Source organism: Alloalcanivorax sp. C16-2, assembly GCF_046507615.1.
Taxonomy (GTDB): Bacteria; Pseudomonadota; Gammaproteobacteria; order Pseudomonadales; family Alcanivoracaceae; genus Alloalcanivorax; species Alloalcanivorax marinus_A.
Genome location: NZ_JBKFTL010000002.1, coordinates 317,777 through 342,646 on the forward strand (window position 1 = coordinate 317,777; position 24,870 = coordinate 342,646).

A 24,870-nucleotide genomic window follows, 5' to 3' on the forward strand; every position below is an offset into this window, starting at 1 on the left:
TCGCCCCACTACGAAGCCGCCGCCTCTATACCCACCGGCGGCTGGCTCCCCTCCGGGCGTTTCGGAGCGGTGGCCCCCGGCCCGGACCGTTGAAGACATGGCAAGCTCCTGTAGGAGCGGCTTCAGCCGCGATAACGAAGCGAATCCAAACCTCTCAACCGGCTACGAAGCCGCCACCTCTATACCCACCGGGGGCTGGCTTTCGCTCGGGCGTTTCGGCGTGGTGGGCCCATCCCGGACCGTTGGAGGCAGGGATGCCGGAAACGAGCTACAGGGACGTACTTGCCGCGTGTCCGGGATGGGCCCACCACGCCGAAACGCCCCCCTTCTGGAGAGAAGAACCTCAAACCCACTCAACCACCAGACCCAAAACCGCCATGCCAACCACCAGCCAGACCAATGGCACCCGCCCCCACCGCACCAACAAAAACCCCACCCCCACCATCACCAGATCCAGCCCCCCGTGCACCGCCGAGCGCAACACCGGGTCGTAGAAGGCGGCCAGCAGCAGGCCGACCACGGCGGCGTTGATGCCGGTGACGGCGCCGGCCAGGGCCGGGCGGTTGGCGAGGCGTTGCCAGGCGTCGCCCAGGCCCAGCACCAGCAGGAAGCCGGGCAGGAAGATCGCCAGGGTAGCGGTGAGCGCGCCGATCCAGGGCGCGCCGGGGGCCAGCAACGCGCCCAGATAGGCGGCCAGGGAAAACATCGGCCCGGGCACCGCCTGGGCGGCGGCGTAACCGGTCAGGAAAGCGTCGCCGGGGAGGCGTTCACCCACCAGGCCCTGCAGCAGCGGTAGCACCACATGGCCACCGCCGAACACCAGGGCGCCGGCGCTGTAGAAATCGCCGGCCAGGCGGGCCAGGCCGTCGTCGGGGAGCAGCCAGAGCAGCGCCCAGATCAGAGCGAACGCGAGCAGCGGCCAGCGGCGCGGGGCGGCGGCGGTGGCGCTGGCCGGGTCGCCCTGCCTGTCCTGGTGACGGGTCTGGGCGATCAGGGTCGCCACCAGCAGCGCCACCAGCTGGGTGGCGATGCCCGGCCACAACCACAGCGCGGCGGCGGTGAACACCGCCAGGGCGAGAGTGAGGCGGTCCCGGCAGAACTTGCCGGCCATGTTGAGCACGGCGTCGGCCACCACTACCGCCGCCAGCCACTTGAGCCCCTGGACCAATCCGCCCAGCACGGTCTCCGGCAGATGAGTGGCGTACAGGGCCAGCGCCAGCATCAGCAGAAACGACGGCAGGGTGAAGCCGACGAAAGCGACCAGGGCGCCGGGCAAACCGGCCCGGTGGCGACCGATGGCGAAGCCGAGCTGGCTGGAGGCGGGGCCGGGCAGGAACTGGGTGAGCGCCAGCAGCCGCGCGAAGGTGTCGTTGTCCAGCCAGCCCAGGCCGGTAACGAAGCGACGGTGGAAATAACCCACGTGGGCAGCGGGCCCGCCGAAGCTCACGCAGCCCAGCCAGAGAAATTCGCGAAAGACGGTCCAGATCGCCATGCATGTCCGAATGCTGAAGTTGTTGTAAGAGATTACCGCCAGGTCGTGTCATCCGGATGTCAGGGGACCGGCGGGCGGGTATACTCGCCGCCATGCAACGCGATCCCCTCTCCGTTTTACAGCACGTTTTTGGCTACCACGAATTTCGCGGCGAGCAGGCCGCCATCATCGACACGGTCACCGATGGCGGCGACGCTCTGGTGCTGATGCCCACCGGCGGCGGCAAGTCGTTGTGTTACCAGATTCCGGCCCTGGTGCGCGACGGCGTGGGCGTGGTGGTCAGCCCGCTGATCGCGTTGATGCAGGACCAGGTGGACGCGCTCAACGCCCTGGGCGTGCGCGCCGCCTTTCTCAATTCCACGCTCACCGGCGAGCAGAGCTTCGCCCTGCAGGAACAGGTGCGCCGTGGTGAACTGGACCTGCTGTACGTGGCGCCGGAGCGGCTGATCCAGCCGCGCACCCTGGAGCTGCTGCACCAATCGCCGCTGGCTCTGTTCGCCATCGACGAAGCCCATTGCGTCAGCCAGTGGGGGCACGATTTCCGCAGCGACTATCTGCAGCTGTCCTTGCTGCACCGGGAATTTCCCAAGGTACCGCGCATCGCGCTCACCGCCACCGCCGACCCGCGTACCCGGGCCGAGATCGCCGAACGGCTGGACCTCACCGAAGCGCGCCATTTCGTGTCCAGCTTCGACCGGCCCAATATCCAGTACCGGATCGAACGCAAGGACGGTGCCCGCCGACAGTTGCTGCGCCTGCTGCGCACCGAGCACAACGGCGACGCCGGCATCGTTTACTGCCTGTCACGGAACAAGGTGGACCAGACCGCCGACTGGCTCAACCAGCAAGGCATCGCCGCCCTGCCCTACCACGCCGGCCTGGACGCCCGCACCCGCGCCCAACACCAGCAGCGCTTCCTGCGCGAGGAGGGCCTGGTGATGGTGGCCACGGTGGCGTTCGGCATGGGCATCGACAAACCGGACGTGCGCTTCGTGGCGCACCTGGACATGCCCAAGAGCATCGAGGCCTATTACCAGGAAACCGGCCGCGCCGGCCGCGACGGCGAACCGGCCACCGCCTGGATGGCCTATGGCCTGGAAGACGCCATCCGCCACAAGCAGATGCAGGCCCAGTCGGAAGGCGGCGAGCAGTTCAAGCGCCACGAGAACCAGCGCCTGGAAGCCATGCTCGGGCTCTGCGAGGTGACTCACTGTCGCCGCCAGGCACTGCTGCACTACTTCGGCGAGGAACTGGCAAAACCCTGCGGCAACTGCGACACCTGCCTGAACCCGCCCAAGACCTTCGACGCCACCAAGGCGGCGCAGATGGCGCTGAGCTGCGTGTACCGCACCGGCCAGCGCTTCGGCGTCAACCATCTGGTGGATGTGCTCACCGGCAATCGCAGCGACAAGGTGGCTTCCGCCGGCCACGATCACGTCTCCACCTGGAACATCGGCGGTGAGTTCTCCGCCGGCCAGTGGCGCGCCATTTACCGGCAACTGGTGGCGCGCGGCCTGCTGGCGGTGGACGCGGAGGGCTACGGCGCCCTCAAACTCACCGAAACCTGCCGTCCCTATCTGCGCGGCGAGCAGGTGCTGCACCTGCGCAAGGACACCGCCAAGGCCACCGAACGCACGCGCCGCGACAAACCCCAGGTGGCCGACGCCGACCGCACCCTGTGGGAAGCCCTGCGCGCTTGCCGCAAACGGCTGGCCGAGGAGGAAGGGGTGCCGCCCTATGTGATCTTCCACGACGCCACCCTGATGGACATGCTCGCCCTGCGCCCCCGGGACCGCCACGAGATGGCCGCCGTCAGCGGCGTCGGCGACCGCAAGCTGGACGCCTACGGCGATGCCTTCCTGGCGGTGCTCAACGAGGGCGCCGCCAGCCAGCAGGCCACCGAGGTACGCGACCCACGCCGCGCCCCGGACAGCGACCAGGACGAACTGGAGGCTCTGGCCCGGGCCGGTATGACACCGGACGCCATCGCCCATCGCCAGGGCCTGGGCGAGGCGGAGGTATACCGGGCACTGGCCGATCTGGTGGCGGGCGGTCGCCTGGATCTGGAGCAGGCCCTGGGCCTGCCCCAGGCGGAGCTGGGCATCATCCAGGATGCCCTGCTCGCCCAGCCCAACCTGGGCGATGACACCTTCAGTTACCGTCAGGTGCGCGAGTTTCTCAGCGACGACTACCCCACCGGCGTGCTGCACTGCGTGCGCCGGGCGATTCTCGCCCACTCCTAGCGCCTTTGATCGCGACTGAAGTCGCTCCTACAGGTCGCTCCTACAGAATGGGTATGGCACCGTAGGAGCGACCAGGCGGCGTTCCGCTTCAGTCGCGATCGCCGTTAGCCCCGCCCGGTGCCGGTCAGCTTGATGATGTTGTTGGGGAATTCCCGGCTTGCCACTTCCCGGGAAAACGCCCGGGCCACATCAAGGATGGTGTCACTGGCGTGGGCGTACTGCTTGGAGAACGGCGGCCAGTAGTCACCCAGCCCCAGGGCATCGTTGATCACCAGAACCTGACCGTCGCAGTCCGGCCCGGCGCCGATGCCAATGGTGGGAATCGCCAGATCGGCGGTGATCACACCCGCCAGCTCATAGGGCACATGCTCGATCACCACCATGAAGGCGCCGGCGTCCTGAATAGCCCGGGCCTCGTCACGGATACGCCGGGCCTCGGCCTCGCCGCGCCCCACCTTGGCGAAGCTTTCGGCGGTCTGCGGCAGCAGGCCGGTGTGGCCGACCACGTCGATGCCGTTGGCCACCAGATGTTCGATCACCGCGTACTTGTCCCCCTCCAGCTTGACGCTGTCGGCGCCGGCGGCGATCAGGCGCCGGGCACTGGCCAGGGCGGTGTCCGGGTCGGCGTCGGTGCCGTAGGGCAGATCGCCGATCACGTGGGTGTCCGGCGCGCCGCGCCGTACCGCGCCGAGGTGGTATTCCATGTGTTCCAGGGTCACGTCGCGGGTGCTGTCGAAGCCCATCTCCACCATCCCCACGGTGTCGCCCACCAGAATCACCGGCACGCCGGCGCGCTCCACGCCACGGGCCACCGGACAGGTATAGGCGGTCAGCATGGCGATCGGGTCCTGACCCTTGCGGGCCACCAGAGCGGCTGCATCAAGTTTCATTGTCATTCCTCGCATGGCAAGTCAAGGACGCCCTTCATAGCACGGCACCACCTTCAAATAAAATTCATTTGGCGTTTATCGAAATGACGTTTTACCCGGCCATGCTGTCAGCGCTTTGTCATGGAGCCGTGCGCGGCTCCGACTTTTTCGGGTATATCTGGGGATAATTATGAAACCGTTTCTCTTCGGGGCCGCCGCCATGGCCATGGCGCTGGCCCTGACCGCCTGTGGCGGCGACTCCTCCCATTCCAGCAATAACGACGGCAACGGTAATGACGGTGGTGGCACGCCGCCCGCCGAGCGCACCGCGGTGCGCATCGGCCTGCTGCCCGACACCCAGGGCGGCGGCGACAATGTCGCCATGCACCCCATGAAGGCGGTGCTCGACAAGGAAGTGGAACTGGGCGCCAACATCGTGATTCCGGTGGGCGACCTCACCGACCACGGCACCACCCGGGAATTCGAGCAATGGACCTCGGTGGCGCAAAGCTACCGCGACGCCGGCATCGAGTTCCTGCCGCTGATGGGTAACCACGAGGACAGCTACGCCTACTCCGTGGAGTGGATCGAGAACATGAAGCACTACATCCCCGAGGATGCGGTGCACATGAGCGGCGCGCAGTATCTGAACTACTACGTGATGCGCGGCAACGTGATGATCTTCCTGCTCAAGTACTACAACCTGCCGATCGCCTTCGACTGGATCAAGCAGGAAGTCAGCGCCCATGAAGGCGAGTTCGATCATCTGGTGATCGCCAGCCACGACGGTCTGATCGGCGCCAAATACGGCGAGACCCGGGAGATGATCGTGGAAGGGGTGGAAGGCGACAACCACCTGATGAACCAGTGGGACGAGATCCGCGCGTTCTTCTCCAAGTATGACGTGCTCTGGGTGCAGGGCCACGAACACATGTACCAGCGCTCGGTGATTCAGGCGCCAATCTGGGTGGACCCCACCTCCTGGACCCGGGAAGACGGCAACTACCGGCTGCCGCAATACACCCAGATCATGTCCGGCAACGCGTCCTACAAAGGCTATGAATTCCGCTACGGGGAGCGCGAGCTGGTGCAACGCATCGTCGCGCAGAAAATGAACACCCGCGACAATGGCTCCACCGCCTATGACGTGAACGCCTCCGTGCTGAGCTTCGACGGCGACCGGGTGGACTATGAATCCTGGTACACCGAGCACACCATCGGCGCCAACGAGGACGGCGAGAAAGAGCTGGCCGATCCCCAGTGGAAACTGCTGGACCGATTCTCGCGCACCGGAAACCGCTGCGAGCGCCTGGTTTACCCGACCTCGATTCCCGAGGACACGCGCCCGGTGATGTACCTGGACAGCCAGTACATCAGCAACGACTGCCTGGCCCATGACGGCAGCGTGGCGCGCATGGTGGCCGGCACCAACGACACCTTCAACCGGGTGGAAAGCCGCACCCGCGACATGGAAGTGACACCGGGCTTCAGCCGCGCCGGCACCGTTATCGAGCTGGCCCGTCTGGCCTACCAGTTCCTGTTCCAGATGAACGAGTCCTGGACGCCCAATCTGAACGCGGAGAATCGCGTGGTGCCCAATGCCAGCGACGATGCCGTGCTGGATATTCCGGAGACCACCATCGATCTCAAGGAACTGGTCACCATGAGCTGGCAGGAGGCTGGCACCGACACCGCCTCGGACGTGCTTATCGTCAGCGGCACCCAGAACCAGACCGGTACCTACTCCAGCGCCTACGGCGCCGCCAAGGATCTGGAGACCGACACCGGCCTGCCAGGCAGCCAGCCGGATGGCACCGCCAAGCAGCCGCACACCCTGCCGGCCACCGCCAGCAAGGACTGGGACCTGGCCACCGCCGTCTCCGACGCCTATGGCCTGACCTTCGACGCAGCGGACAATCTGGACCCGGCGGCACTGACCCTGGGCTGGCGCACCGCCGACGGCTGGCAGGCGGTTACCCCCGCCGAGTGCGTGGTGGAACAACCGTTCAACAGCGCCTTTCTGAGCAGCGCCCCGACCCGGCCCGCCGCCTGCGCCGATCAGCCCCTGGTGGGCTTCGACGCCGATCACGGCCATCGCTGGTGGGTGGTGATGCAACGCGACGCGGAGCTGGCTTTGATCAACCGCTGAGCCGGTAATCGCGACTGAAGTCGCTCCTACAACCGGGGATCGTCCCCGGTAGGAGCGACTTCAGTCGCGATCCCCCCTTTTTCCTCTCACCCCGACACCAAAAACCCCTCGAAGTCCGCGCCACAATCCGTTAGGCTGCATCGCCTTTCCTCCCCCTCGTGTTTTCGGAATTTCCCACCCTATGGATTTTGCTTCCCTCGGTTTATCCGAACCCCTGCTGCGTGCCGTGGCCGAACAGGGTTATGACCAGCCTTCCCCGATCCAGGCCCAGGCGATCCCCGCCGTGCTGGAGGGCCGCGACGTGATGGCCGCCGCCCAGACCGGCACCGGCAAGACCGCCGGCTTCACCCTGCCGCTGCTGCAGCTGCTGGACGGTGGACGGCGCGCGCCCCGTCAGGCCCGCGCCCTGGTGCTCACCCCGACCCGGGAGCTGGCCGCCCAGGTTGGCGACAGCGTCGCCACCTACGGTCGCCACCTGAACAGCCGCTCCACGGTGGTGTTCGGCGGCGTCGGCATCAACCCGCAAATCCAGGCCCTGAAAGGCGGCGTGGACGTGCTGGTGGCCACCCCGGGCCGGCTGCTGGACCTGCACCAGCAGGGCGCGGTGCGCTTCGATGATCTGGAAATCCTGGTCCTGGACGAAGCCGACCGCATGCTCGACATGGGCTTTATCCATGACATCCGCAAGGTGCTGCGGCTGCTGCCGGCCCAGCGCCAGACGCTGATGTTCTCGGCCACCTTCTCCAACGACATCCGCGCCCTGGCCAAGACCCTGGTGCGCGATCCGGTGGAGGTGGACGTCAGCCCGCGCAACAGCACCGCCGAGCGGGTACTGCAGTGGATCGTGCCGGTGGACAAGAACCGCAAGGCGCCGCTGCTGGTCAAGCTGATCACCGACGGCGGCTGGTTCCAGGTGCTGGTGTTCACCCGCACCAAGCACGGTGCCAACAAGCTCGCCAAGCAGCTCAACGCCCAGGGCATCGAGGCGGCGGCGATCCACGGCAACAAGAGCCAGAGCGCCCGTACCCGGGCCCTGGCGGACTTCAAGAGCGGTGATGTGCGCGCCCTGGTGGCCACCGACATCGCCGCCCGAGGCCTGGACATCGACCAGTTGCCCCAGGTGGTCAACTTCGATCTGCCCAACGTGCCCGAGGACTACGTGCACCGCATCGGCCGCACCGGCCGCGCCGGCGCCTCCGGCCAGGCGGTGTCCCTGGTCAGCGCCGATGAGAGCAAGCAGTTGTTCGATATCGAAAAAGTGATCAGCCGGCCTCTGGAGCGGCGTCCCCAGGAAGGCTTCGAGCCGGAAGAGAAGCTGCCGGAGAAAGGCGCCGGCGGCGGTCGCTCCTCCGGTGGCGCCGGCCGGAGCCGCAATAACGGCGGCGGCAACCGCGCCCGGGGCGGCGGCGGTGGCGGCGGCAATGGCCGCAACAGCGCTGGCGGTGGGGGCGGCAACGGTCGCGGCCGGGGCAACGGCGGTGGCCGCGCCCAGGGCGGCGGCAATACCAATGGTGGCAATGGTGGCAATGGTGGCAATGGCGGCAACGCGGGCGACAACGGCAACAACAATGGCAACGGCACCCGCCGTCGTCGCCGTCGCCGCCCGGCCGCCAACACCGCCTCCTGACCCCCTTCCCCCCTTTTTTCGGTTCACGGCGGCTTCCCGGGTCACTTCCCTTGGGAACGCCGCCCGGCCGCTCCTGCCGCAAGGGCCGCCGCCCCGGCGGCCCGATTCGCGACCATGGTCTACTGGCATGACGTTCCCCTCCCTGCTTGCATGAGAGGGTGGCGCCCCCGTGTACACAGGGCGCCGGCACGCAGAACAACAATCATGCAAGGAGCGGGAAATGCGCTATCGGAATGCCTTCGACAAGGCCCGCCAGGAGCCGGATGCCTTCTGGGCCGAACAGGCCCGTGAACTGGCCTGGTACCGGCCCCCGGAACGGATTCTGGAGACCCTCGACGACGGCACCCACCGCTGGTTCGGCGACGGCGAGCTGAACACCAGCTATCTGGCCCTGGACCACCAGATCGAACAAGGGCGCGGCGAGCAGACCGCGCTGATTTACGATTCCCCGGTCACCGGCACTGGCCGCCGCTTCACGTTCCTGGAGCTGCGCGACCGGGTAGCGGAGCTGGCCGGTGCCCTGCGCCGCCTGGGCGTGGGCCGGGGCGACGGCGTGGTGATCTATCTGCCGATGGTGCCGGAGGCGGCCATCGCCATGCTCGCCTGCGCCCGCATCGGCGCGGTGCACTCGGTGGTATTCGGCGGCTTCGCCGCCCATGAGCTGGCGATCCGCATCGACGACGCCCGCCCCAAGGTGATCCTTACCGCCTCCTGCGGCATCGAAATCGACCGGGTGATCGACTACACCGCCCTGGTACGCGGCGCCCTGGACAAGGCCACCCATACGGTGGAACACGTGCTGGTGCTACAGCGCGAACAGGGCCCGGCGGATCTGCAAGCCCTGGGGTTCGAGGACTGGCACGCGGTGGTGGACGGCAGCGAACCGGCGGACCCGGTGCCCCTGGCCGCCAGCGACCCGCTCTACATCATGTACACCTCCGGCACCACCGGTAAGCCCAAGGGCATCGTCCGCGACAATGGCGGCCATGCCGTGGCCCAGCTCTACGCCCTGCGCGAGATCTACGGCATGCAACCCGGGGAGGTGTGGTGGGGCTGCTCCGACGTGGGCTGGGTGGTGGGTCACTCGTTCATCGTCTACGCGCCGCTGATCGGCGGCTGCACCACGGTACTCTACGAGGGCAAGCCGGTGCGCACCCCGGACGCGGGCGCCTACTGGCGGGTGGTGGCCGAGCACGGCGTCAATGGCCTGTTCGCGGCGCCCACCGCATTCCGGGCGATCCGCAAGGAGGACCCGGATGGCGAGCTGTTCCGACGCCACGACGTATCCAGCCTCAAGCACCTGTTCGTGGCCGGCGAGAAGCTGGATGGCCCTACCTACCAATGGCTCAGCGAACTCACCGGCCGCCCGGTCTACGACCACTGGTGGCAGACCGAAACCGGCTGGCCGGTGACCGCGCCGCTGACCCGCCACGGCGAGGCGGAGGTGCGCGCCGGCTCCACCAACCGGGCGGTGCCCGGCTACGAGGTGATGGTGCTGGACCCGGAAACCGGCGAGCCGCTGCCGGCGGACACCGAAGGCGCCATCGCCCTGCGTCTGCCATTGCCACCGGGCTGCGCCCAGACCCTGTGGAACGACCACGACCGCTACCTGGCCGCCTACCTGAACACCTATCCGGGCTACTACCATACCGGCGACGGCGGCTACCTGGACGCGGACGGTTTCGTGCACATCATGGGCCGCACCGACGACGTGATTAACGTGTCCGGCCACCGGCTTTCCACCGGCGTCATGGAGGAACACATCGCCACCCACCCGGCGGTGGCGGAATCCGCCGTGGTGGGTATGCACGACGAACTGTGCGGCGAGGTGCCGGTGGGGCTGGTGGTGCTCAAGGACGGTGCCGACATCGCCCCGGACCAACTGGAACGGGAGCTGGTGGCGCTGATCCGCGAACAGGTGGGCGCGGTGGCCCGCTTCCGCCGGGCGCTGGTGGTCAAACGCCTGCCCAAGACCCGCTCCGGCAAGACCCTGCGGGCGGCCCTGCGCAAGATGGTCAACGGCCAGGACTTCCCGCTGCCGTCCACCATCGACGACCCGGCGATCCTGGATGAAATCGCCGCCACGCTGATCAATGACGGCCTGGTGGACAAGCCCGGCCGCCCGGCCTGACACGGGAGAGCGACATGGCTTTGAAACAAGGGGTGGCCACCCTGGTGGCCGCCGCCGAGGCGCGCATCGAACGGATCAGCGCCGAGCAGGCCCGGGATCTGCTGGACGACCCGGGCGTGCGCTTCGTGGATATCCGCGACGTGCGCGAGCTCAGGCGCGAGGGCACCCTGCCCGGCGCCCTGCACGCGCCCCGGGGCATGCTGGAATTCTGGGTCGACCCGGATTCGCCCTACCACAAACCCGATTTCGCCAGCGGCCAGCGCTTCGTGCTGTTCTGCGCTCTGGGCCAGCGCTCGGCCCTGGCCGCCGCCCAGCTCCAGGACATGGGGTTCGGGCCGGTGTGCGATATCGAGGGCGGGTTCAAGGCCTGGCGGGAGACCGGTGGGGAGGTGGAGGAACCAGGGGGTTAAGGCGGAACCTCGTTACCCGGGCCCGGTTGGCGCGGTGCCTTCGGCGATCGCGACCGGAGTCGCTCCTGCCGTCTTGTTCGTAGGAGCGACTTCAGTCGCGATCCTGTGTCACTCCGCCGGGCGCCGGCGGCAATCCTGGCGCACTTCCTCCAATCCGTCGCGGGCGATCAAGCCTTTCTGGAACGCGTGCTGCGCCATCTCCAGGCTGTCCTTGGCGAGAATCATCTCGCAACCGCCGGCGGCGGCGCGCTCGGCCAGCGCCTGGATGGCCTCGTCCCGGGCGCTGCCCCGGTGCACATGGCGGATGTAGATGGCGCGGATGCGATCCGGGTATTGCTCCACCAGCTCGGCGTAAACTTCCGGATCGCGCTGGCCACTGTCGCCGATCAGCACGAACGGAACCTGATCGTAAAGCGCCAGCATACGGCGGATCAGCATCGCCTTGTGGTCCTTGGCGCGGATCGGCAGCGGCCGCTGCAGGGTCACGCCCCATTCGCGCAGGAACAGAATCGGGCCATGGGGAATGCGGTTAAGGTGGAAGAACTCCTCGAGCACGTCGTAGATGCTCCAAGGCCCCCGTGACACGTACAGCATGGGCCGGCGGCGCTCGCCGGTGTCGCCGTGAAAGAGCGCGCGATAAAAGGCGGATACGCCGGGGAAGGCGGTGCGGTGGCGGGCCTTGAGCACGAACAGCTGATACATCATGGTCAGCTTGCTGGCCACGCCGGTGTAGATCACGGTGTCGTCGATATCGCTGATCACGGCGTGGTCCAGACCCCGGGGCGGGATGTAGATGTCGGCGCTGGCCTCCACGGGCTCGCGCTCACCCTCGCGCCGCCCCGGGTGCAGGCGCAACCGCGCCTGCTGCCAGAAGGCCTGGTCCGGCCAATCCTCGTCCACGTCCAGGGTGACATGGAAATAACCGTCCCGGTCGGTGATCACATCCACGCTGGCGGCGCCCACGGTCACCGTAAGGCGGGCATCGCGCACCCCCCAGCGCACCGTGCGGCGAACGATGTTGACGATGTCGTCCAGGGGGCCTTCCTTGAGGTTCAGACCGATGCCCGGCTGGCGGAACACCCGCCCGATCAGGAACACCGAGCGCCGCGAGCCATAGCCCCGATAGGTCTGGATCACCCGCCCGCCACGGCGCCCGCCGCGCCGCGCCGGGCGCGCCAGGAAGCGCAACATCTTACGCAGGCCACGATACAGTTTTCGCGGGGTGGGCAGGTTCATCGTTACCTATACGATCGGCGGTTCACCGGCCAGGCCCGGGCCGCGCTCGATGTCCGAGGTGAATACTTCCAGGTTCTGCGCCACTTCACGCACTTCCTCGAAGCGGGCGATGTGGTAGAGCGCCTCGCCTTCGTTGACCAGCGGCAGGTTGTTGCGCCCCACCAGAATGCCGGCGCAGGGCGATTCGATGTTGACGTCCTCACCGCCGAACGGGCTGGAGATACGCCCGATCAACTGGCCCTTGCGCAACCAGGCACCCAGCGCCACCAATGGCAGGAACACGCCATCACGCTCCGCGCGCACCCAGCTGGAAGCGCGCGCGATGTTCGGCTCCAGGGGGGGCCGGGTACGGCGAGTGCCGGTCATGCGCAGATAATGCATGACATTGAGCACGCCCTTGACGCCGGCGCGGATGCAGCTCTCGTCGAAGCGCAGCGCCTCGCCGGCCTCATAGGTAACCACGGGGATACCCTGGGCCTCCGCCACCTCGCGCAGGGTGCCCTCGCCGAGCACCGAATTGATCACCACCGGCACGCCAAAGGCGGCGGCCATGGCGGCGGTGTCGTCGTTGGATAAATCGGCGCGAATCTGCGGCAAATTGGCGCGGTGGATGGCGCCGGTGTGCAGATCCACGGCGTGGGTGGCCCGGTCCAGCACCTGGGTCTTGAACTGCCAGGCCATGCGCGCACCCAGGCTGCCGGTCTCCGAGCCCGGGAAGCAGCGGTTCAGATCGCGGCGGTCGGGCAGATAGCGGGTCTTGTGGATGAATCCGAACACGTTCACCACCGGCACCGCCAGCACCGTGCCGGACAGGCGGCGCAGGGCCGAGTGGCGCAGCAGACGACGGATAATCTCCACGCCGTTGAGCTCGTCGCCGTGGATGGCGGCACTGACCAGCAGCACCGGCCCCGGGCGGCGGCCATGAATCACATGGATCGGTACGTTCAGGGGCGTCTGGGTGTAAAGCTGCGCCAGCGGCAGCTCCACCTTGGCGCGGGTGCCCGGCTGCACGGTGACGCCGTTGATCTCGAACGGGGCCACCTTGTCGTCACGGCTCAACCCTTGGCTCCCTTGGTCTGGGTGCGATTGGGCCGCGCGTTGGTCTCGATGAACTTGATCATCATGCCGGCCACGTCCTTGTTGGTGGCCGCCTCGATGCCTTCCAGCCCCGGCGAGGAATTCACCTCCATCACCAGCGGGCCGTGGTTGGAGCGCAGGATGTCCACGCCGGCCACGTTAAGGCCCATGATGCGCGCCGCGCGCACGGCGGTGGCGCGCTCTTCCGGGGTGATGCGGATCAGGCTGGCGCTGCCGCCCCGGTGCAGGTTGGAACGGAACTCACCGGGCAGCGCCTGGCGTTTCATGGCGGCGATCACCTTGCCGCCGACCACGAAGCAGCGAATGTCGGCGCCACCGGCTTCCTTGATGTATTCCTGCACCATCACCGACACGTTCAGGCCCATGAACGCCTCGATCACCGATTCCGCCGCCTTGCGGGTTTCCGCCAGCACCACGCCGATGCCCTGGGTGCCTTCCAGCATCTTGATCACCAGGGGCGCGCCACCGACCATGTTGATCAGGTCGGGAATGTCGTCCGGGGAGTGGGCGAAACCGGTCACCGGCAGGCCCACCCCCTTGCGCGACAGCAGCTGCAGCGAACGCAGCTTGTCCCGGGAACGGGAAATGGCCACCGATTCATTGACCGGAAACACCCCCATCATCTCGAACTGCCGCAGCACGGCGGTACCGTACTGGGTGATGGAGGCGCCGATACGGGGAATCACCGCGTCGAAGCCTTCCAGTACCTCGCCCTTGAAGTGAATCTCGGGCTTGTGCGACACCATGCTCATGTAACAGCGCAGGGTGTCGATCACGTGCATGTCGTGGCCAAGATCCTGCCCCGCCTGCACCATGCGGCGGGTGGAATAGAGGTGTTTGTTCCGGGACAGAATCGCAATCTTCATGGTTGACGCTCGTTGCCGCCGAGTAAAAAGGATGCCTGGGGATGCACCACCAGTTGCTCCATGGCGGTGCGCCCCAACAGCATGCGGAATTTCATGGTTTCCCGATCGGTGAGGGTGATCTCCGCCGGCCAGCGCCGCCCGCCCATTGCCAGCAGCGTGCGGATCACCGGTCGCTCCTCGCGGTGGCCACCGGAATCGGACACCACTCGCCGGTCGAGCAGCGGTGCCTCGCATTCACGGACTTCATCGGAGTCCTGAAACGGGTGGATGCGAAAGCGAATCCATTCGCGACCATCCCGTTCAAAGCTGCCGACCTCGAAAGCGTGCAGCGCGGAGGTCCGCGCGCCGGTGTCCACTTTCACTTTGATGGCCTTGATACCCAGGTCCGGGAGGCTGGCCCATTCGCGCCAGCCCACGGTGGTTTTATTCATCCGGGGGTTCCTGTTCCCTGCTTTGGCTTACCGGCAGCCTACACAGGGAGCCAGGCCGGCGCTAGCCGCAACGCGCGGCGGGCCGACGGAAGCGATGGATCGCGGTGGGACCACCGCGACCCGACCACCGCCGCGTCAGGACAGCTTGCGGCCGTTCTTGGCGGCGATGCGCAAACGCAGAGCATTGAGCTTGATGAAGCCTTCCGCGTCCTTCTGATCGTAGGCGCCGGCATCGTCCTCGAAGGTGGCGATGGAGGCGTCGAACAGACTGTCGTTGTCGGAGCGGCGACCCACCACCGTGGCGGCGCCCTTGTACAACTTCATGCGCACTTCACCGTTGACGTTGTCCTGGGTGGCGTCGATCAGTTTCTGCAACGCCAGGCGCTCCGGGCTCCACCAGTAGCCGTTGTAGATCAGCTCGGCGTACTTGGGCATCACCGAATCCTTCAGGTGGGCGGATTCCCGGTCCAGGGTCAGCGACTCGATGGCGCGATGCGCGGGCAGCATGATGGTGCCGCCGGGGGTTTCATAGCAGCCCCGGGATTTCATGCCCACATAACGGTTCTCGACGATGTCGAGACGACCGATACCGTTGTCGCCGGCCAGCTTGTTGAGCTTGCTCAGCACGTCGGCGGGGCTCAGACGCTCCCCGTCGATGGCGACGATATCGCCCTTTTCATAGGTCAGGGTGATGTAGGTGGGCGCGTCCGGGGCCGCTTCCGGGCTCACGCTCCAGCGCCACATGTCCTCTTCCGGCTCCCACCAGGGATCTTCCAGGTTGCCGCCCTCATAGGAGATGTGCAGCAGGTTGGCGTCCATGGAGTACGGGGACTTTTTCTTCTTGCCGGTGAAATCCACGGGGATCTGGTGGTCCTCGCAGAACTGCATCAGCTTCTCGCGGGAATTCAGGTCCCATTCGCGCCACGGGGCGATCACCTGGATGCCCGGGGCCAGGGCATAGGCGCCCAGCTCGAAGCGCACCTGGTCGTTGCCCTTGCCGGTGGCGCCGTGGGAAATGGCGTCGGCGCCGGTTTCCTCGGCGATTTCCACCAGCCGCTTGGCGATCAGCGGGCGGGCGATGGAGGTGCCCAGCAGATACTCGCCTTCGTAGAGGGTGTTGGCGCGGAACATCGGGTACACATAGTCGCGCACGAACTCCTCGCGCAGGTCCTCGATGTAGATTTCCTTCACGCCCATGGCCTCGGCCTTGGCGCGGGCGGGCTCCACTTCCTCGCCCTGACCGATGTCGGCGGTGAAGGTAACCACCTCGCAGTCATAGGTTTCCTGCAACCACTTGACGATCACGGAGGTATCCAGGCCTCCGGAATAGGCCAGCACCACCTTCTTGATATCCGACATGCCACACTCCACGGACTGATGTTACGAAAGCCGCGTATTGTACCCGCCGGGGTCCGCCGCCGTCACCTGTCCCGGGGGGCGGTTATGGGGTAGCATGAGCGCCGCTTTGATGGGAGATGGCATGAGCGACAAGCACCCTTCCCTGGCCTTGCGGTTCCGGGGATTCCTGCCCGTGGTGGTGGATGTGGAAACCGGCGGCTTCGATGCCCGCAACGACGCGCTGCTGGAAATCGCCGCGGTGTTGCTGGACATGGACGCCCGCGGTTACCTGCGACCGTCCACCCGGGTGCACTTCCACGTGGACCCGTTTCCGGGCGCCAACATCGAACAGGCGGCCCTGGATTTCACCGGCATTGATCCGAACAACCCGCTGCGCGGCGCCGTGGACGAGGACACCGCCCTGAAGGGCGTGTTCGCGCCGGTACGCAAGGCGGTCAAGCAGCATGGCTGCAACCGGGCGGTGCTGGTGGGCCACAACAGCTTCTTCGATCAGGGCTTCCTGAACGCGGCGGCGGAACGCACCGACGTGAAGCGCAATCCGTTTCACCCGTTCTCCAGTTTCGATACCGCCACCCTGGCCGGCCTGGTGTACGGTCAGACGGTGCTGGCCAAGGCCTGCGAGGCGGCGAGCATTCCCTTCAGCCAGCGCGACGCCCATTCGGCGCTGTACGACGCCACCCGCACCGCCGAGCTGTTCTGCTCGATGGTCAACCGGTTCCGGGATCTGGGCGGCTGGCCGCCGCCGCCGGCCGCCGACATGCCCCCCACCCTGGCCAACGCCCTGGATTAAGGACAAAAAAAGGCGCCGGATCGGCGCCTTTTTCGTGGGCGGGGGCGGGAAGACGGTTCAGGCGTCGCCTTCCACCGCCGCGCCGTCCACCAGTTCCTTGAGCTGACCGGACCGGAACATCTCCATCACGATGTCGCAGCCACCCACCAGCTCGCCGTTGATCCACAGCTGCGGGAAAGTCGGCCAATTGGCGAATTCCTTCAGGTTCTGCCGGATCTCCGGGGCTTCCAGAATGTTCACGTAGGCAAACGGTTTGCCCACGTTGGACATGGCTTCCACCACCTGGGCGGAGAAACCGCACTGGGGAAACTGGGGGGTGCCTTTCATGTACAGCAGCACCGGGTTCTTCGCGATCTGGTCCTTGATGACCTGAATCACATCCTCCATAGGAAACCTCTGAGCAATCTGTGTGAGGACCGCGAGTATAGCACCCGTGGCCGCGTTGCATCAGGGTGGGGGCACCACGCCGGCCTTTCAAGAGCCGCGCCGCTCAGCGCGCCACCCGGTACCCGCCGCCCCCCGGTGACGCCAGCGACAAGCGGTCACCGGGACCCGCCTCCGCGCTGTACTTGGGCGGCAGGCTCTCACCGTTAAGACGATTCTCGCCGGCGGCGCCGGGCTCGCCCCCCGCCAGCCCCCAGGGCCGGTGGCGGCGGCGCTCGGTGAGCAAGGTGAAGCGCGCTGGCGCCAGGAACTCCAGCACCCGCTCGATGCCGTCGCCGCCGCGATGCAGGCCAGCGCCGCCACTGCCGCGCCGCAGCGCGTAACGCAGCACCCGCAAGGGGTAATGCTCCTCCAGGCTTTCAATCGGTGTGTTCAGGGTGTTGGTCATGTGGCTGTGCACCGCCGACAGGCCGTCACCGGCGGCATGGGCCCCCATGCCGCCGGCCATGGTCTCGTAGTAATCCCAGGGACACTCACCGCCCGCTCCCATGGCCAGATTGTTCATGGTGCCCTGGCTGGCCGCCGGAATCGCCTCCGGCAGCGCCTCCGCCAGGGCGCCCAGTACCACGTCGACGATACGCGAGCTGGTTTCCACGTTGCCGGCGGCCACGGCACCGGGGCGGCGGGCATTGACCAGGCTGCCTTCCGGCGCCGTCAGGGTGAGCGGCCGGAACAGCCCGGCGCAGGACGGCGCGTCATCGGGCAGCAGGCAGCGGAAGCAGTACCAGGCCGCCGCCGCCGCCACCGACAGCGGGCAGTTGATGTTGCCGGCCACCTGGTCGGCGGTACCGGTGAAATCCAGATGGGCGCGGTCGCCGTCCACGGTCAGGGTGACCGCGATGACGATGTCCTCCTGGCCCTGGCCGTCGTCGTCCATCCAGTCGCGAAAGCGGTAGCTGCCGTCGGCGAGATCGGCGAGACGCTGGCGCATGCGCCGCTCACCGTAATCGTTGAGCGCCGCCAGCGCCCGCTCCAGGGCCGCCGGACCTCGCTCGGCGATCAGCTCCGCCAGCCGTCGGGCGCCGGCCTGGCAGGCACTGGCCTGGGCGGCGAAATCGGCGAACCGGGGCACCGACAGGGGCGGCGTGGTGGTGGCCGGGTCCGGTGCCAGCCCGGCCAGTTGCTGGCACAGGGGCAGTTGCCACTGGCCGGCGCGCTTGAGCCATTGGGGCGCGATCACCAGCCCTTCCTCTTCCAGAGTCCTCGACACCGGCATGGAGCCGGGGCTGTGGGCGCCAATGTTGGCGTGGTGGGCACGGGTCACGGTAAAGGCGCGCGGGGCATCGTCCACGAACACCGGCGCCACCACGGTGACATCCGGCAGATGGGTTCCCCCCAGGTAAGGGTCATTGACCACCAGCAGATCGCCGGGCCGCCAGTCGCGGCCGTCCACCAGATCGGCCATGGCGTAGGCCATGGAGCCCAGGTGCACGGGGATGTGCGCGGCCTGGGCGCAGAGCCCTCCGTCGGCGTCGAAAATGGCGCAGGAGAAATCCAGACGGTCCTTGATGTTCGGAGACAGGGCGCTGGCGCGCAGCAGCGCGCCCATTTCGTCGCAAATGCCGGCCAGGCGGTTAGCGAAAATGCTCAGTTGAATCGGGTCCATGGGGAGCCTCCGTCGCGATCCGGCCAATTGCGTCATATCCCGCGCGCCAGTATTATCCACAATCCACCCGGCAGCCAAGGCTGCCGTTTTTCGTTTGGTGAGAAACAAATGAGCGAGCAGTTTCTGATCCCCACCTACGCCCGTCAGCCGGTCGCCTTCGAGCGCGGCGAGGGAGTATGGCTTTATGACCAGGCCGGCGAGCGTTATCTCGACGCGGTATCCGGCATCGCGGTGTGCAACCTGGGTCACGCCCACCCGGCGGTGACCCGCGCCCTGGCCGACCAGGCCGGACGCCTGGTGCACACCTCCAACCTGTACCGCATCCCGGTTCAGGAAGCCCTGGCCGAGCGTCTTTGCCGCCTGAGCGGCATGGAGAAGGTGTTCTTCTCCAACTCCGGCGCCGAGGCCAACGAGGCGGCGATCAAACTGGCGCGCCTGCACGGTCACCGCCGTGGCGTGGACAAGCCGGTGGTGCTGGTGATGGAAAACAGCTTCCACGGCCGGACCCTGGCGACCCTGTCCGCCACCGGCAACGCCAAGGTGAAGGAAGGCTTCGAACCGCTGGTGGAGGGCTTCCGCGCCCTGCCCTATGGTGATCTCGAGGCGCTGGACCGGGCCCTGGCGGAACCCGACGTGGTGGCGGTGCTGGCCGAGCCGATCCAGGGTGAAGGCGGCGTGCGCCTGCCCGAAGACGGTTTCCTGCCGGCCCTGCGCGAACGCTGCGACCGGCATGGCCTGCTGCTCATGCTCGATGAAATCCAGACCGGCAACGGCCGTACCGGCACCTACTTCGCCTGCCAGGCCCAGGGAGTCACCCCGGACGTGCTGACCACCGCCAAGGGGCTCGGCAACGGCTTCCCGATCGGCGCCTGCCTGGTGGCCGGCGCCGCCACCGAGCTGTTCGGTCCGGGCAGCCACGGCAGTACCTTCGGCGGCAATCCGCTGGGCTGCGCCACCGCCCTGGCGGTGGTGGATGCCCTGGAAGCGGTGATTCCGGACGTGGCGGCCAAGGGTGAGCGGCTGCGCGCCGCCCTGCGCGAGGGCCTCGCCGACCTGCCCATGGTCACCGAGGTACGTGGCCGTGGCCTGATCATCGGCATCCAGCTCGACCGTCCGTGCGTGGAGCTGGTGGGCCGGGCCCGGGAAACCGGGCTGCTGATCAATGTCACCGCCGGTTCCGTGGTGCGTCTGCTGCCGCCACTGATCATCGACGACCAGGAACTACGCTTCCTCGCCGACACCCTGACCCGGGTGATCCACGATTTCGCCCGCGACCAGGAGGGCTCATGAGTACCCGTCACTTCCTTACCCTGATGGACCTGACGCCCAAGGAACTGGGTTACCTGATCCAGCGTGCCGTGGAACTGAAAACCATGCTGCACACCGGCCAGTTCCACGAGCCGCTGCGCGGCAAGACGCTGGGCATGATTTTCGAGAAATCCTCCACCCGTACCCGGGTGTCCTTCGAAGTGGCGATGACCCAGTTCGGCGGCGCCAGCGTGTTCCTGTCGCCCCGTGACACCCAGCTCGGTCGCGGTGAACCGGTGGAGGACTCCGCCCGGGTGCTCTCGCGCATGGTCGACGTGGTGATGATCCGTACCTTCGATCACGCCACCGTGGAAACCTTCGCCGGCTATTCCCGGGTGCCGGTGATCAATGCCCTCACCGACCAGTTTCACCCCTGCCAGTTGCTCGCCGACATGCAGACCTACGTGGAGCATCGCGGCGCCATCGAGGGCCGCAAGGTGGCCTGGATCGGCGACGGCAACAACATGTGCGCGAGCTACATCAACGCCGCCGAGCAGTTCGGTTTCGAGCTGGTGGTGTCCTGCCCGGAAGGCTTCGAGCCGCCGCCGGAACTGGTGGCGGAATTCGCCCACCGGGTGACCCTGGAACCGGACCCGGCCAAGGCCGTGGCCGGCGCCCACCTGGTTTCCACTGACGTGTGGGCCTCCATGGGCCAGGAACAGGAACAGGCGGAACGGGCACGGCGCTTCGCCGACTATCAGGTGAGCCCGGCGCTCATGGACCACGCCGATCCCGAGGCGTTGTTCATGCACTGCCTGCCCGCCCACCGTGGCGAGGAAATCAGCCACGACATGCTGGATGATCCCCGTTCCGTGGTCTGGGACCAGGCGGAGAACCGGCTGCACGCCCAGAAGGCGCTGCTGGAGTTTCTGGTCGCCGGTCAGAATTAGGAAGGCCTACGACCGCTCTTCGCGGCAAACCCGGTCGCGGCCGCCGCTCTTGGCCAGATAGAGCGCGCGGTCGGCCCGGGCCAGCAACTGATCGATGGTTTCCCCTTCCCGGTAGCAGGCCACGCCCGCGGACAGACTCACCTTGGGCGGCCCGTTGAGCGCCCGGAAACTCCGCTCGCCCCAGCGCCGCCGCAGGCGCTCGGCGACCAGTTCGGCGCCGTCCAGGTCGCTCTGCGGCAGCACCAGAATGAACTCCTCGCCTCCCAGCCGGGCCAGATAGTCCCCTTCACGCAGATCCGCCAGCGCGTGTTCGGCGAAATCCCGCAGTACCCGGTCGCCCCAGCCATGGCCGAAGGCATCATTGATCGCCTTGAAGTGATCCAGGTCCACGTAGCACACCGAAAAGGGGTAGATGCCGCTGTCCGCCAGCCCTTTCTGGCGCTCCAGCACCTCCATGATATGGCGCCGGTTGAACAGGCCGGTAAGATCATCGCGGATGGCCAGATCACGGACCTGTTCCAGCGCGTCGGCCAGCGCCAGGTTCTTCACCGCCAACCGTCGTCTCAATCCGTTCACGCCGCTGCCGGTGACCGCGAAACTCAGGCTCACCAGGGTGAACACCAGCCATTGCAGCGCCTCCAGCACCGGACTCATGCGCACGCCGTGATACCACCAGGCCAGCGCCAGCATGGCGGCGTACCCGAGGCCGGCGAGCAACGCCAGCACCAGCAGCGCGCCAGCGCCAAGCCGGAAAGAAACCAGCAACAGCAACGGGAAAAAAAGCATCAGGGCACTAATGCGTGCCTCGTCCAGCCCGAAGGCGGTAACCAGGAAGGCGGCCAACAGCAGCAGCGCCATGGGAAAGGACAGACTCGGCTCCGACCACTCCGCGGTCGCCCCGCTTTCCACCAGGGCAAGATACGGTGCCGCCACGGCGACCAGCACCGCCAGCATTCCCAGCAGCACCCCGGGGTCCAGACTCAGCGCGCCCAGCCAACACAACAGCACCGTCAGCAATGCGTGCAGGCCGGCCACCGCCACCAGGGCGCGTCCATGGCGGCTGAGCAGACGCTGCTCATTGACGGTAAGCCGGCCAACCCGGCGCCAATCCCCCGCCTTCATGGCGGCCCCGCCATCACGATCCGGTCGCGACCGCCGGTCTTGGCCTGGTAAAGCAGCCGGTCGGCCCGGGCCAGCACCTGATCCGGGCTCTCCGTCGCCGCCGCCACCGTAAGCCCCACGGACGCGGTGACTTCCAGAGCCGGCGCCGCCATGAAGCGCTGGGCACGCAACGCCGTCATCAGGCCTTCCACCGTGGTCCTGGCCTGGTCCAGATCGAGCACCGGCAACACCAGCAGAAACTCTTCCCCGCCCAGGCGCGCGGCGATGTCCTTTTCACCCAGGTAGCGGCGGGTGAGATCGGCGAACCGCATCAATACCCGATCTCCGAACAGGTGGCCGTGGCGGTCGTTGATGCGTTTGAAGTGATCCAGGTCGACGAACGCCACCGCCAGCAGGAAGGCCCCCCGGCGCGCCTGGCCACAGCTTTTGGCCAGCAGCTCCATGGCATGGCGGCGCGAATACAGGCCGGTGAGTTCATCCTTCACCGCCAGATCCTGAATCCGCTCCAGCAGGTCGGTAAGCTGGCCGTTACGCTGGCGCAGACGCAGGCGGATGGTGGATATCTCGCTGGCCAGCAACACCATGGCCAGGGTGGTGAAAGCGAACAGCAGCCACTGACTCCAGGCGGCGGCGGGCCGGGTCAGATCGCCCTGCAGGCGCAAGGTCAGCAGCACCAGGCCATAGCCGGCCACGGCGATGGCGGCGGCCCGCGCCACGGCGCGGCGCCGCACCCGGAACACGCCCTGATGCAACACCGCGAAAAAGAAGGTCATCACCGCCAGTTGGGCCTGCTCCACGAATCCCACCGAAAGAAGCAGCGCCAGGGTGGACCAGATCATCAGGGGTTCGGTCAGGGAGGGGTCGTTCAAACGGCGGTTGGCACCGGCCTGGGCAAAGGCGAGCAGCGCCAGATGGCCGCCCCAGATGACCGCGAACAGACGCCAGAAGGCGGGTTCGCCGCCCCGGAAAAGGCCCCATTGCAGCGTCAGCCAGCACACCAGGGTGTGCGCCGCGCCGCCCGCCAGCAAGGCGAACGCCAGCCGGCGCAGGTAGAATTCCTGGCGCCGGTCAGGCGCCGTGCAGCGCCATCCGCGCATACGCTCCTTCCCCCAAGGCCATGATGCAACGAACCGGCGTTCAACGCATGCGTCCCCGCCGGCGACGACGAGCGTCTCCCGGGGAGAAGGATGATGGATCGACAAGACACCGGCGATTGCCACCGATGATAATTAAAAATGTGCATCAAATCACATTTTTGGTCGGGAATTCACCGCCGACTATCCGAACACACACGCTGCACCGCTTCGCACCAGCCCCGGTAACGACGCTCGCGCTCGACCTCTTCAAGAGCCGGCTCGAACGCGCGCTCGCGCTGCCAGTGCTCGGCCACCGCCGACAGATCATCGAACCAGCCCACTCCCAGACCGGCCAGGTAAGCGGCGCCCAGGGCGGTGGTTTCGGTGACCCGGGGGCGGTCCACACGCACGCCGAGCACATCGGCCAGGGTCTGCCCAAGCCAGTTGTTGACCACCATGCCGCCGTCCACGCGCAGGGCGGTGGGCCGGCGGCCACAGTCCGCCGCCATGGCCTCGAGAAGATCCCGGGACTGGTAGCAAACCGCTTCCAGGCCGGCGGTAACCACCTCGGCGATGCCGGTGTCCCGGGTCAGCCCGAGCAGGGCGCCGCGGGCGTGGGGGTCCCACCAAGGCGCTCCCAGGCCGGTAAAGGCCGGCACCAGGTATACGCCGCCGGCGGACCCCACCCGGCGCGCCAGGGCCTCGGTCTCGCTGGCGTGGGAAATCAGGTTGAGACCGTCGCGCAGCCACTGAATAGCGGCGCCGGCCACGAAGATGGAACCTTCCAGCGCATAGGTGGTACGACCATTGAGCCGATAGCCGACGGTGGTCAGCAGGCGGTTGTCCGAATGCACCGCCTGCCCGGTGTTCATGACCATGAAGCAGCCGGTGCCATAGGTGCTCTTCACCATGCCCGGTTCGAAGCAGGCCTGGCCGACCAGCGCCGCCTGCTGGTCGCCGGCGATGCCCGCCACCGGCACCGGCGCGCCCAGCAGGCCGGTGTCGGTACGACCGAATTCACCGGCGCTGTCGCCCACCTCCGGTAGCAGCGAAGCGGGTATCTGGAACAGTGCCAGCAGGTCCGGGTCCCAACGCTGCTCGTGGATATTGAACAGCAGGGTGCGCGAGGCGTTGGTGGCGTCGGTGGCGTGCACCCGCCCCCCGGTGAGCTTCCACAACAACCAGCAGTCGATGGTGCCGAACGCCAGTTCGCCGGCTTCGGCGCGCCGCCGGGCACCGTCCACGTTGTCGAGCAACCAGCCCAGCTTGGTGGCGGAAAAATAAGGGTCCAGCAGCAGGCCGGTGCGCTCGCGTACCCGGTCCTCGTGGCCGGCCTCCTTGAGCTTCTGGCATTGGTCGGCGGTGCGCCGATCCTGCCAGACAATGGCGCGGGCCAGGGGCTCGCCGGTGCGCCGGTCCCACAGCACCGTGGTCTCGCGCTGGTTGGTGATGCCGATGCCGGCCAGGTCGGCGGCTTCCACCGCCGCGTTTCGCAACGCCTGGCGACACAGCGCCAGGACATCGTTCCAGATCTCCGTGGCATCGTGCTCGACCCAGCCATCGCGGGGGAAATGCTGGCGGAATTCCTTCTGCGCCTGGCCCACGGCTTCGCCGTCACGGTCGAACACGATGGCGCGGGAACTGGTGGTGCCCTGGTCGATGGCGAGAAGATACGATGGCATGTTCACACTTCCTTTCATGGTCCGGCTTGCCAATCGCGGCG

At 67.1% G+C, this 24,870-nt stretch carries 20 protein-coding genes; 8 read left to right on the top strand and 12 right to left on the bottom strand.

Annotated elements, in window-relative coordinates; genetic code table 11:
* Positions 1 to 343: 343 nt before the first annotated feature.
* Positions 344 to 1,486, bottom strand: a complete 1,143-nt coding sequence (gene chrA, locus ACLD02_RS11700) for a chromate efflux transporter (RefSeq protein ID WP_410298939.1) — start codon at positions 1,484 to 1,486, stop codon at positions 344 to 346.
* 98 nt (positions 1,487 to 1,584) lie between these two features.
* Here chrA and recQ point away from each other — a divergent pair, with 98 nt between their 5' ends.
* Entirely contained in the window at positions 1,585 to 3,735 is a 2,151-nt protein-coding gene (gene recQ / locus ACLD02_RS11705; protein ID WP_410298774.1) for a DNA helicase RecQ, read from the top strand.
* 104 nt (positions 3,736 to 3,839) lie between these two features.
* Here the strand turns inward: recQ and panB are convergent, their stop codons facing one another.
* Entirely contained in the window at positions 3,840 to 4,625 is a 786-nt protein-coding gene (gene panB / locus ACLD02_RS11710) for a 3-methyl-2-oxobutanoate hydroxymethyltransferase (RefSeq protein WP_203101890.1), read from the bottom strand.
* Positions 4,626 to 4,794: 169 nt separating this feature from the next.
* On the opposite strand from panB, the gene ACLD02_RS11715 reads away from it, so the two are divergent.
* The 4 genes from ACLD02_RS11715 to ACLD02_RS11730 all read left to right on the top strand — a co-directional run bounded on the left by ACLD02_RS11715 (position 4,795) and on the right by ACLD02_RS11730 (position 10,921).
* Positions 4,795 to 6,753, top strand: coding sequence for a metallophosphoesterase family protein (locus ACLD02_RS11715; RefSeq protein ID WP_410298775.1), 1,959 nt, complete (start codon positions 4,795 to 4,797; stop codon positions 6,751 to 6,753).
* Positions 6,754 to 6,934: 181 nt separating this feature from the next.
* Positions 6,935 to 8,380 (top strand): DEAD/DEAH box helicase, encoded by a 1,446-nt coding sequence (locus ACLD02_RS11720; protein ID WP_410298776.1) that lies wholly within the window; start codon positions 6,935 to 6,937, stop codon positions 8,378 to 8,380.
* A gap of 220 nt (positions 8,381 to 8,600) precedes the next feature.
* Positions 8,601 to 10,511 carry an AMP-binding protein gene (locus tag ACLD02_RS11725; protein ID WP_203105010.1) on the top strand — a complete coding sequence of 637 codons (1,911 nt, stop codon included), beginning with the start codon at positions 8,601 to 8,603 and terminating at the stop codon, positions 10,509 to 10,511.
* Between the two features lie 14 nt (positions 10,512 to 10,525).
* Complete coding sequence (locus ACLD02_RS11730; protein ID WP_203105011.1) at positions 10,526 to 10,921, top strand: rhodanese-like domain-containing protein; 396 nt, start codon at positions 10,526 to 10,528, stop codon at positions 10,919 to 10,921.
* Between the two features lie 108 nt (positions 10,922 to 11,029).
* Here ACLD02_RS11730 and ACLD02_RS11735 read toward each other — a convergent pair whose 3' ends face one another.
* The 5 genes from ACLD02_RS11735 to ACLD02_RS11755 form a co-directional block, all read right to left on the bottom strand.
* Positions 11,030 to 12,157 carry an App1 family protein gene (locus tag ACLD02_RS11735; RefSeq protein WP_203105012.1) on the bottom strand — a complete coding sequence of 376 codons (1,128 nt, stop codon included), beginning with the start codon at positions 12,155 to 12,157 and terminating at the stop codon, positions 11,030 to 11,032.
* A gap of 6 nt (positions 12,158 to 12,163) precedes the next feature.
* Positions 12,164 to 13,216 (bottom strand): succinylglutamate desuccinylase/aspartoacylase family protein, encoded by a 1,053-nt coding sequence (locus ACLD02_RS11740; protein WP_410298777.1) that lies wholly within the window; start codon positions 13,214 to 13,216, stop codon positions 12,164 to 12,166.
* Entirely contained in the window at positions 13,213 to 14,121 is a 909-nt protein-coding gene (gene rimK / locus ACLD02_RS11745) for a 30S ribosomal protein S6--L-glutamate ligase (protein ID WP_203105014.1), read from the bottom strand. The genes ACLD02_RS11740 and rimK overlap by 4 nt, the downstream gene beginning before the upstream one ends.
* Complete coding sequence (locus ACLD02_RS11750; RefSeq protein ID WP_203105015.1) at positions 14,118 to 14,552, bottom strand: ATP-dependent zinc protease; 435 nt, start codon at positions 14,550 to 14,552, stop codon at positions 14,118 to 14,120. Before ACLD02_RS11750 ends, rimK begins: the two co-directional genes overlap by 4 nt.
* 135 nt (positions 14,553 to 14,687) lie before the next feature.
* Positions 14,688 to 15,923, bottom strand: coding sequence for an argininosuccinate synthase (locus tag ACLD02_RS11755; protein ID WP_338015225.1), 1,236 nt, complete (start codon positions 15,921 to 15,923; stop codon positions 14,688 to 14,690).
* Positions 15,924 to 16,020: 97 nt separating this feature from the next.
* Here ACLD02_RS11755 and rnt point away from each other — a divergent pair, with 97 nt between their 5' ends.
* Entirely contained in the window at positions 16,021 to 16,701 is a 681-nt protein-coding gene (gene rnt, locus ACLD02_RS11760) for a ribonuclease T (RefSeq protein ID WP_410298941.1), read from the top strand.
* A gap of 57 nt (positions 16,702 to 16,758) precedes the next feature.
* On the opposite strand, the gene grxD is transcribed toward rnt, so the two are convergent.
* Together grxD and ACLD02_RS11770 are read right to left on the bottom strand one after the other, a co-directional pair.
* Positions 16,759 to 17,088 carry a Grx4 family monothiol glutaredoxin gene (gene grxD / locus ACLD02_RS11765; protein ID WP_203105018.1) on the bottom strand — a complete coding sequence of 110 codons (330 nt, stop codon included), beginning with the start codon at positions 17,086 to 17,088 and terminating at the stop codon, positions 16,759 to 16,761.
* 103 nt (positions 17,089 to 17,191) lie between these two features.
* Entirely contained in the window at positions 17,192 to 18,751 is a 1,560-nt protein-coding gene (locus ACLD02_RS11770; protein WP_410298778.1) for a hydantoinase B/oxoprolinase family protein, read from the bottom strand.
* 108 nt (positions 18,752 to 18,859) lie between these two features.
* On the opposite strand from ACLD02_RS11770, the gene ACLD02_RS11775 reads away from it, so the two are divergent.
* Positions 18,860 to 20,041, top strand: a complete 1,182-nt coding sequence (locus ACLD02_RS11775; protein WP_410298779.1) for an aspartate aminotransferase family protein — start codon at positions 18,860 to 18,862, stop codon at positions 20,039 to 20,041.
* Positions 20,038 to 20,949, top strand: a complete 912-nt coding sequence (gene argF / locus ACLD02_RS11780; protein WP_203105021.1) for an ornithine carbamoyltransferase — start codon at positions 20,038 to 20,040, stop codon at positions 20,947 to 20,949. Before ACLD02_RS11775 ends, argF begins: the two co-directional genes overlap by 4 nt.
* A 6-nt stretch (positions 20,950 to 20,955) precedes the next feature.
* Here argF and ACLD02_RS11785 read toward each other — a convergent pair whose 3' ends face one another.
* The 3 genes from ACLD02_RS11785 to glpK all read right to left on the bottom strand — a co-directional run bounded on the left by ACLD02_RS11785 (position 20,956) and on the right by glpK (position 24,829).
* On the bottom strand, positions 20,956 to 22,071 hold the full coding sequence (locus ACLD02_RS11785) for a diguanylate cyclase (RefSeq protein WP_410298780.1): 1,116 nt from the start codon (positions 22,069 to 22,071) through the stop codon (positions 20,956 to 20,958).
* Positions 22,068 to 23,168 carry a sensor domain-containing diguanylate cyclase gene (locus ACLD02_RS11790; protein WP_203105023.1) on the bottom strand — a complete coding sequence of 367 codons (1,101 nt, stop codon included), beginning with the start codon at positions 23,166 to 23,168 and terminating at the stop codon, positions 22,068 to 22,070. Before ACLD02_RS11790 ends, ACLD02_RS11785 begins: the two co-directional genes overlap by 4 nt.
* Before the next feature lie 170 nt (positions 23,169 to 23,338).
* On the bottom strand, positions 23,339 to 24,829 hold the full coding sequence (glpK, locus tag ACLD02_RS11795) for a glycerol kinase GlpK (protein WP_203105024.1): 1,491 nt from the start codon (positions 24,827 to 24,829) through the stop codon (positions 23,339 to 23,341).
* Positions 24,830 to 24,870: the final 41 nt, after the last annotated feature.

Excerpts from the sequence above, each read along its gene's own strand:
- ACLD02_RS11725 (WP_203105010.1), top strand. The coding sequence starts at position 8,601 with ATGCGCTATCGGAATGCCTTCGACAAGGCCCGCCAGGAGCCGGATGCC.
- panB (WP_203101890.1), bottom strand. The coding sequence starts at position 4,625 with ATGAAACTTGATGCAGCCGCTCTGGTGGCCCGCAAGGGTCAGGACCCG.
- rimK (WP_203105014.1), bottom strand. The coding sequence starts at position 14,121 with ATGAAGATTGCGATTCTGTCCCGGAACAAACACCTCTATTCCACCCGC.
- ACLD02_RS11790 (WP_203105023.1), bottom strand. The coding sequence starts at position 23,168 with ATGCGCGGATGGCGCTGCACGGCGCCTGACCGGCGCCAGGAATTCTAC.
- ACLD02_RS11720 (WP_410298776.1), top strand. The coding sequence starts at position 6,935 with ATGGATTTTGCTTCCCTCGGTTTATCCGAACCCCTGCTGCGTGCCGTG.
- ACLD02_RS11785 (WP_410298780.1), bottom strand. The coding sequence starts at position 22,071 with ATGAAGGCGGGGGATTGGCGCCGGGTTGGCCGGCTTACCGTCAATGAG.
- ACLD02_RS11750 (WP_203105015.1), bottom strand. The coding sequence starts at position 14,552 with ATGAATAAAACCACCGTGGGCTGGCGCGAATGGGCCAGCCTCCCGGAC.
- ACLD02_RS11730 (WP_203105011.1), top strand. The coding sequence starts at position 10,526 with ATGGCTTTGAAACAAGGGGTGGCCACCCTGGTGGCCGCCGCCGAGGCG.
- ACLD02_RS11715 (WP_410298775.1), top strand. The coding sequence starts at position 4,795 with ATGAAACCGTTTCTCTTCGGGGCCGCCGCCATGGCCATGGCGCTGGCC.
- glpK (WP_203105024.1), bottom strand. The coding sequence starts at position 24,829 with ATGCCATCGTATCTTCTCGCCATCGACCAGGGCACCACCAGTTCCCGC.
- ACLD02_RS11775 (WP_410298779.1), top strand. The coding sequence starts at position 18,860 with ATGAGCGAGCAGTTTCTGATCCCCACCTACGCCCGTCAGCCGGTCGCC.
- ACLD02_RS11735 (WP_203105012.1), bottom strand. The coding sequence starts at position 12,157 with ATGAACCTGCCCACCCCGCGAAAACTGTATCGTGGCCTGCGTAAGATG.
- recQ (WP_410298774.1), top strand. The coding sequence starts at position 1,585 with ATGCAACGCGATCCCCTCTCCGTTTTACAGCACGTTTTTGGCTACCAC.
- ACLD02_RS11770 (WP_410298778.1), bottom strand. The coding sequence starts at position 18,751 with ATGGACCCGATTCAACTGAGCATTTTCGCTAACCGCCTGGCCGGCATT.
- grxD (WP_203105018.1), bottom strand. The coding sequence starts at position 17,088 with ATGGAGGATGTGATTCAGGTCATCAAGGACCAGATCGCGAAGAACCCG.
- rnt (WP_410298941.1), top strand. The coding sequence starts at position 16,021 with ATGGGAGATGGCATGAGCGACAAGCACCCTTCCCTGGCCTTGCGGTTC.
- argF (WP_203105021.1), top strand. The coding sequence starts at position 20,038 with ATGAGTACCCGTCACTTCCTTACCCTGATGGACCTGACGCCCAAGGAA.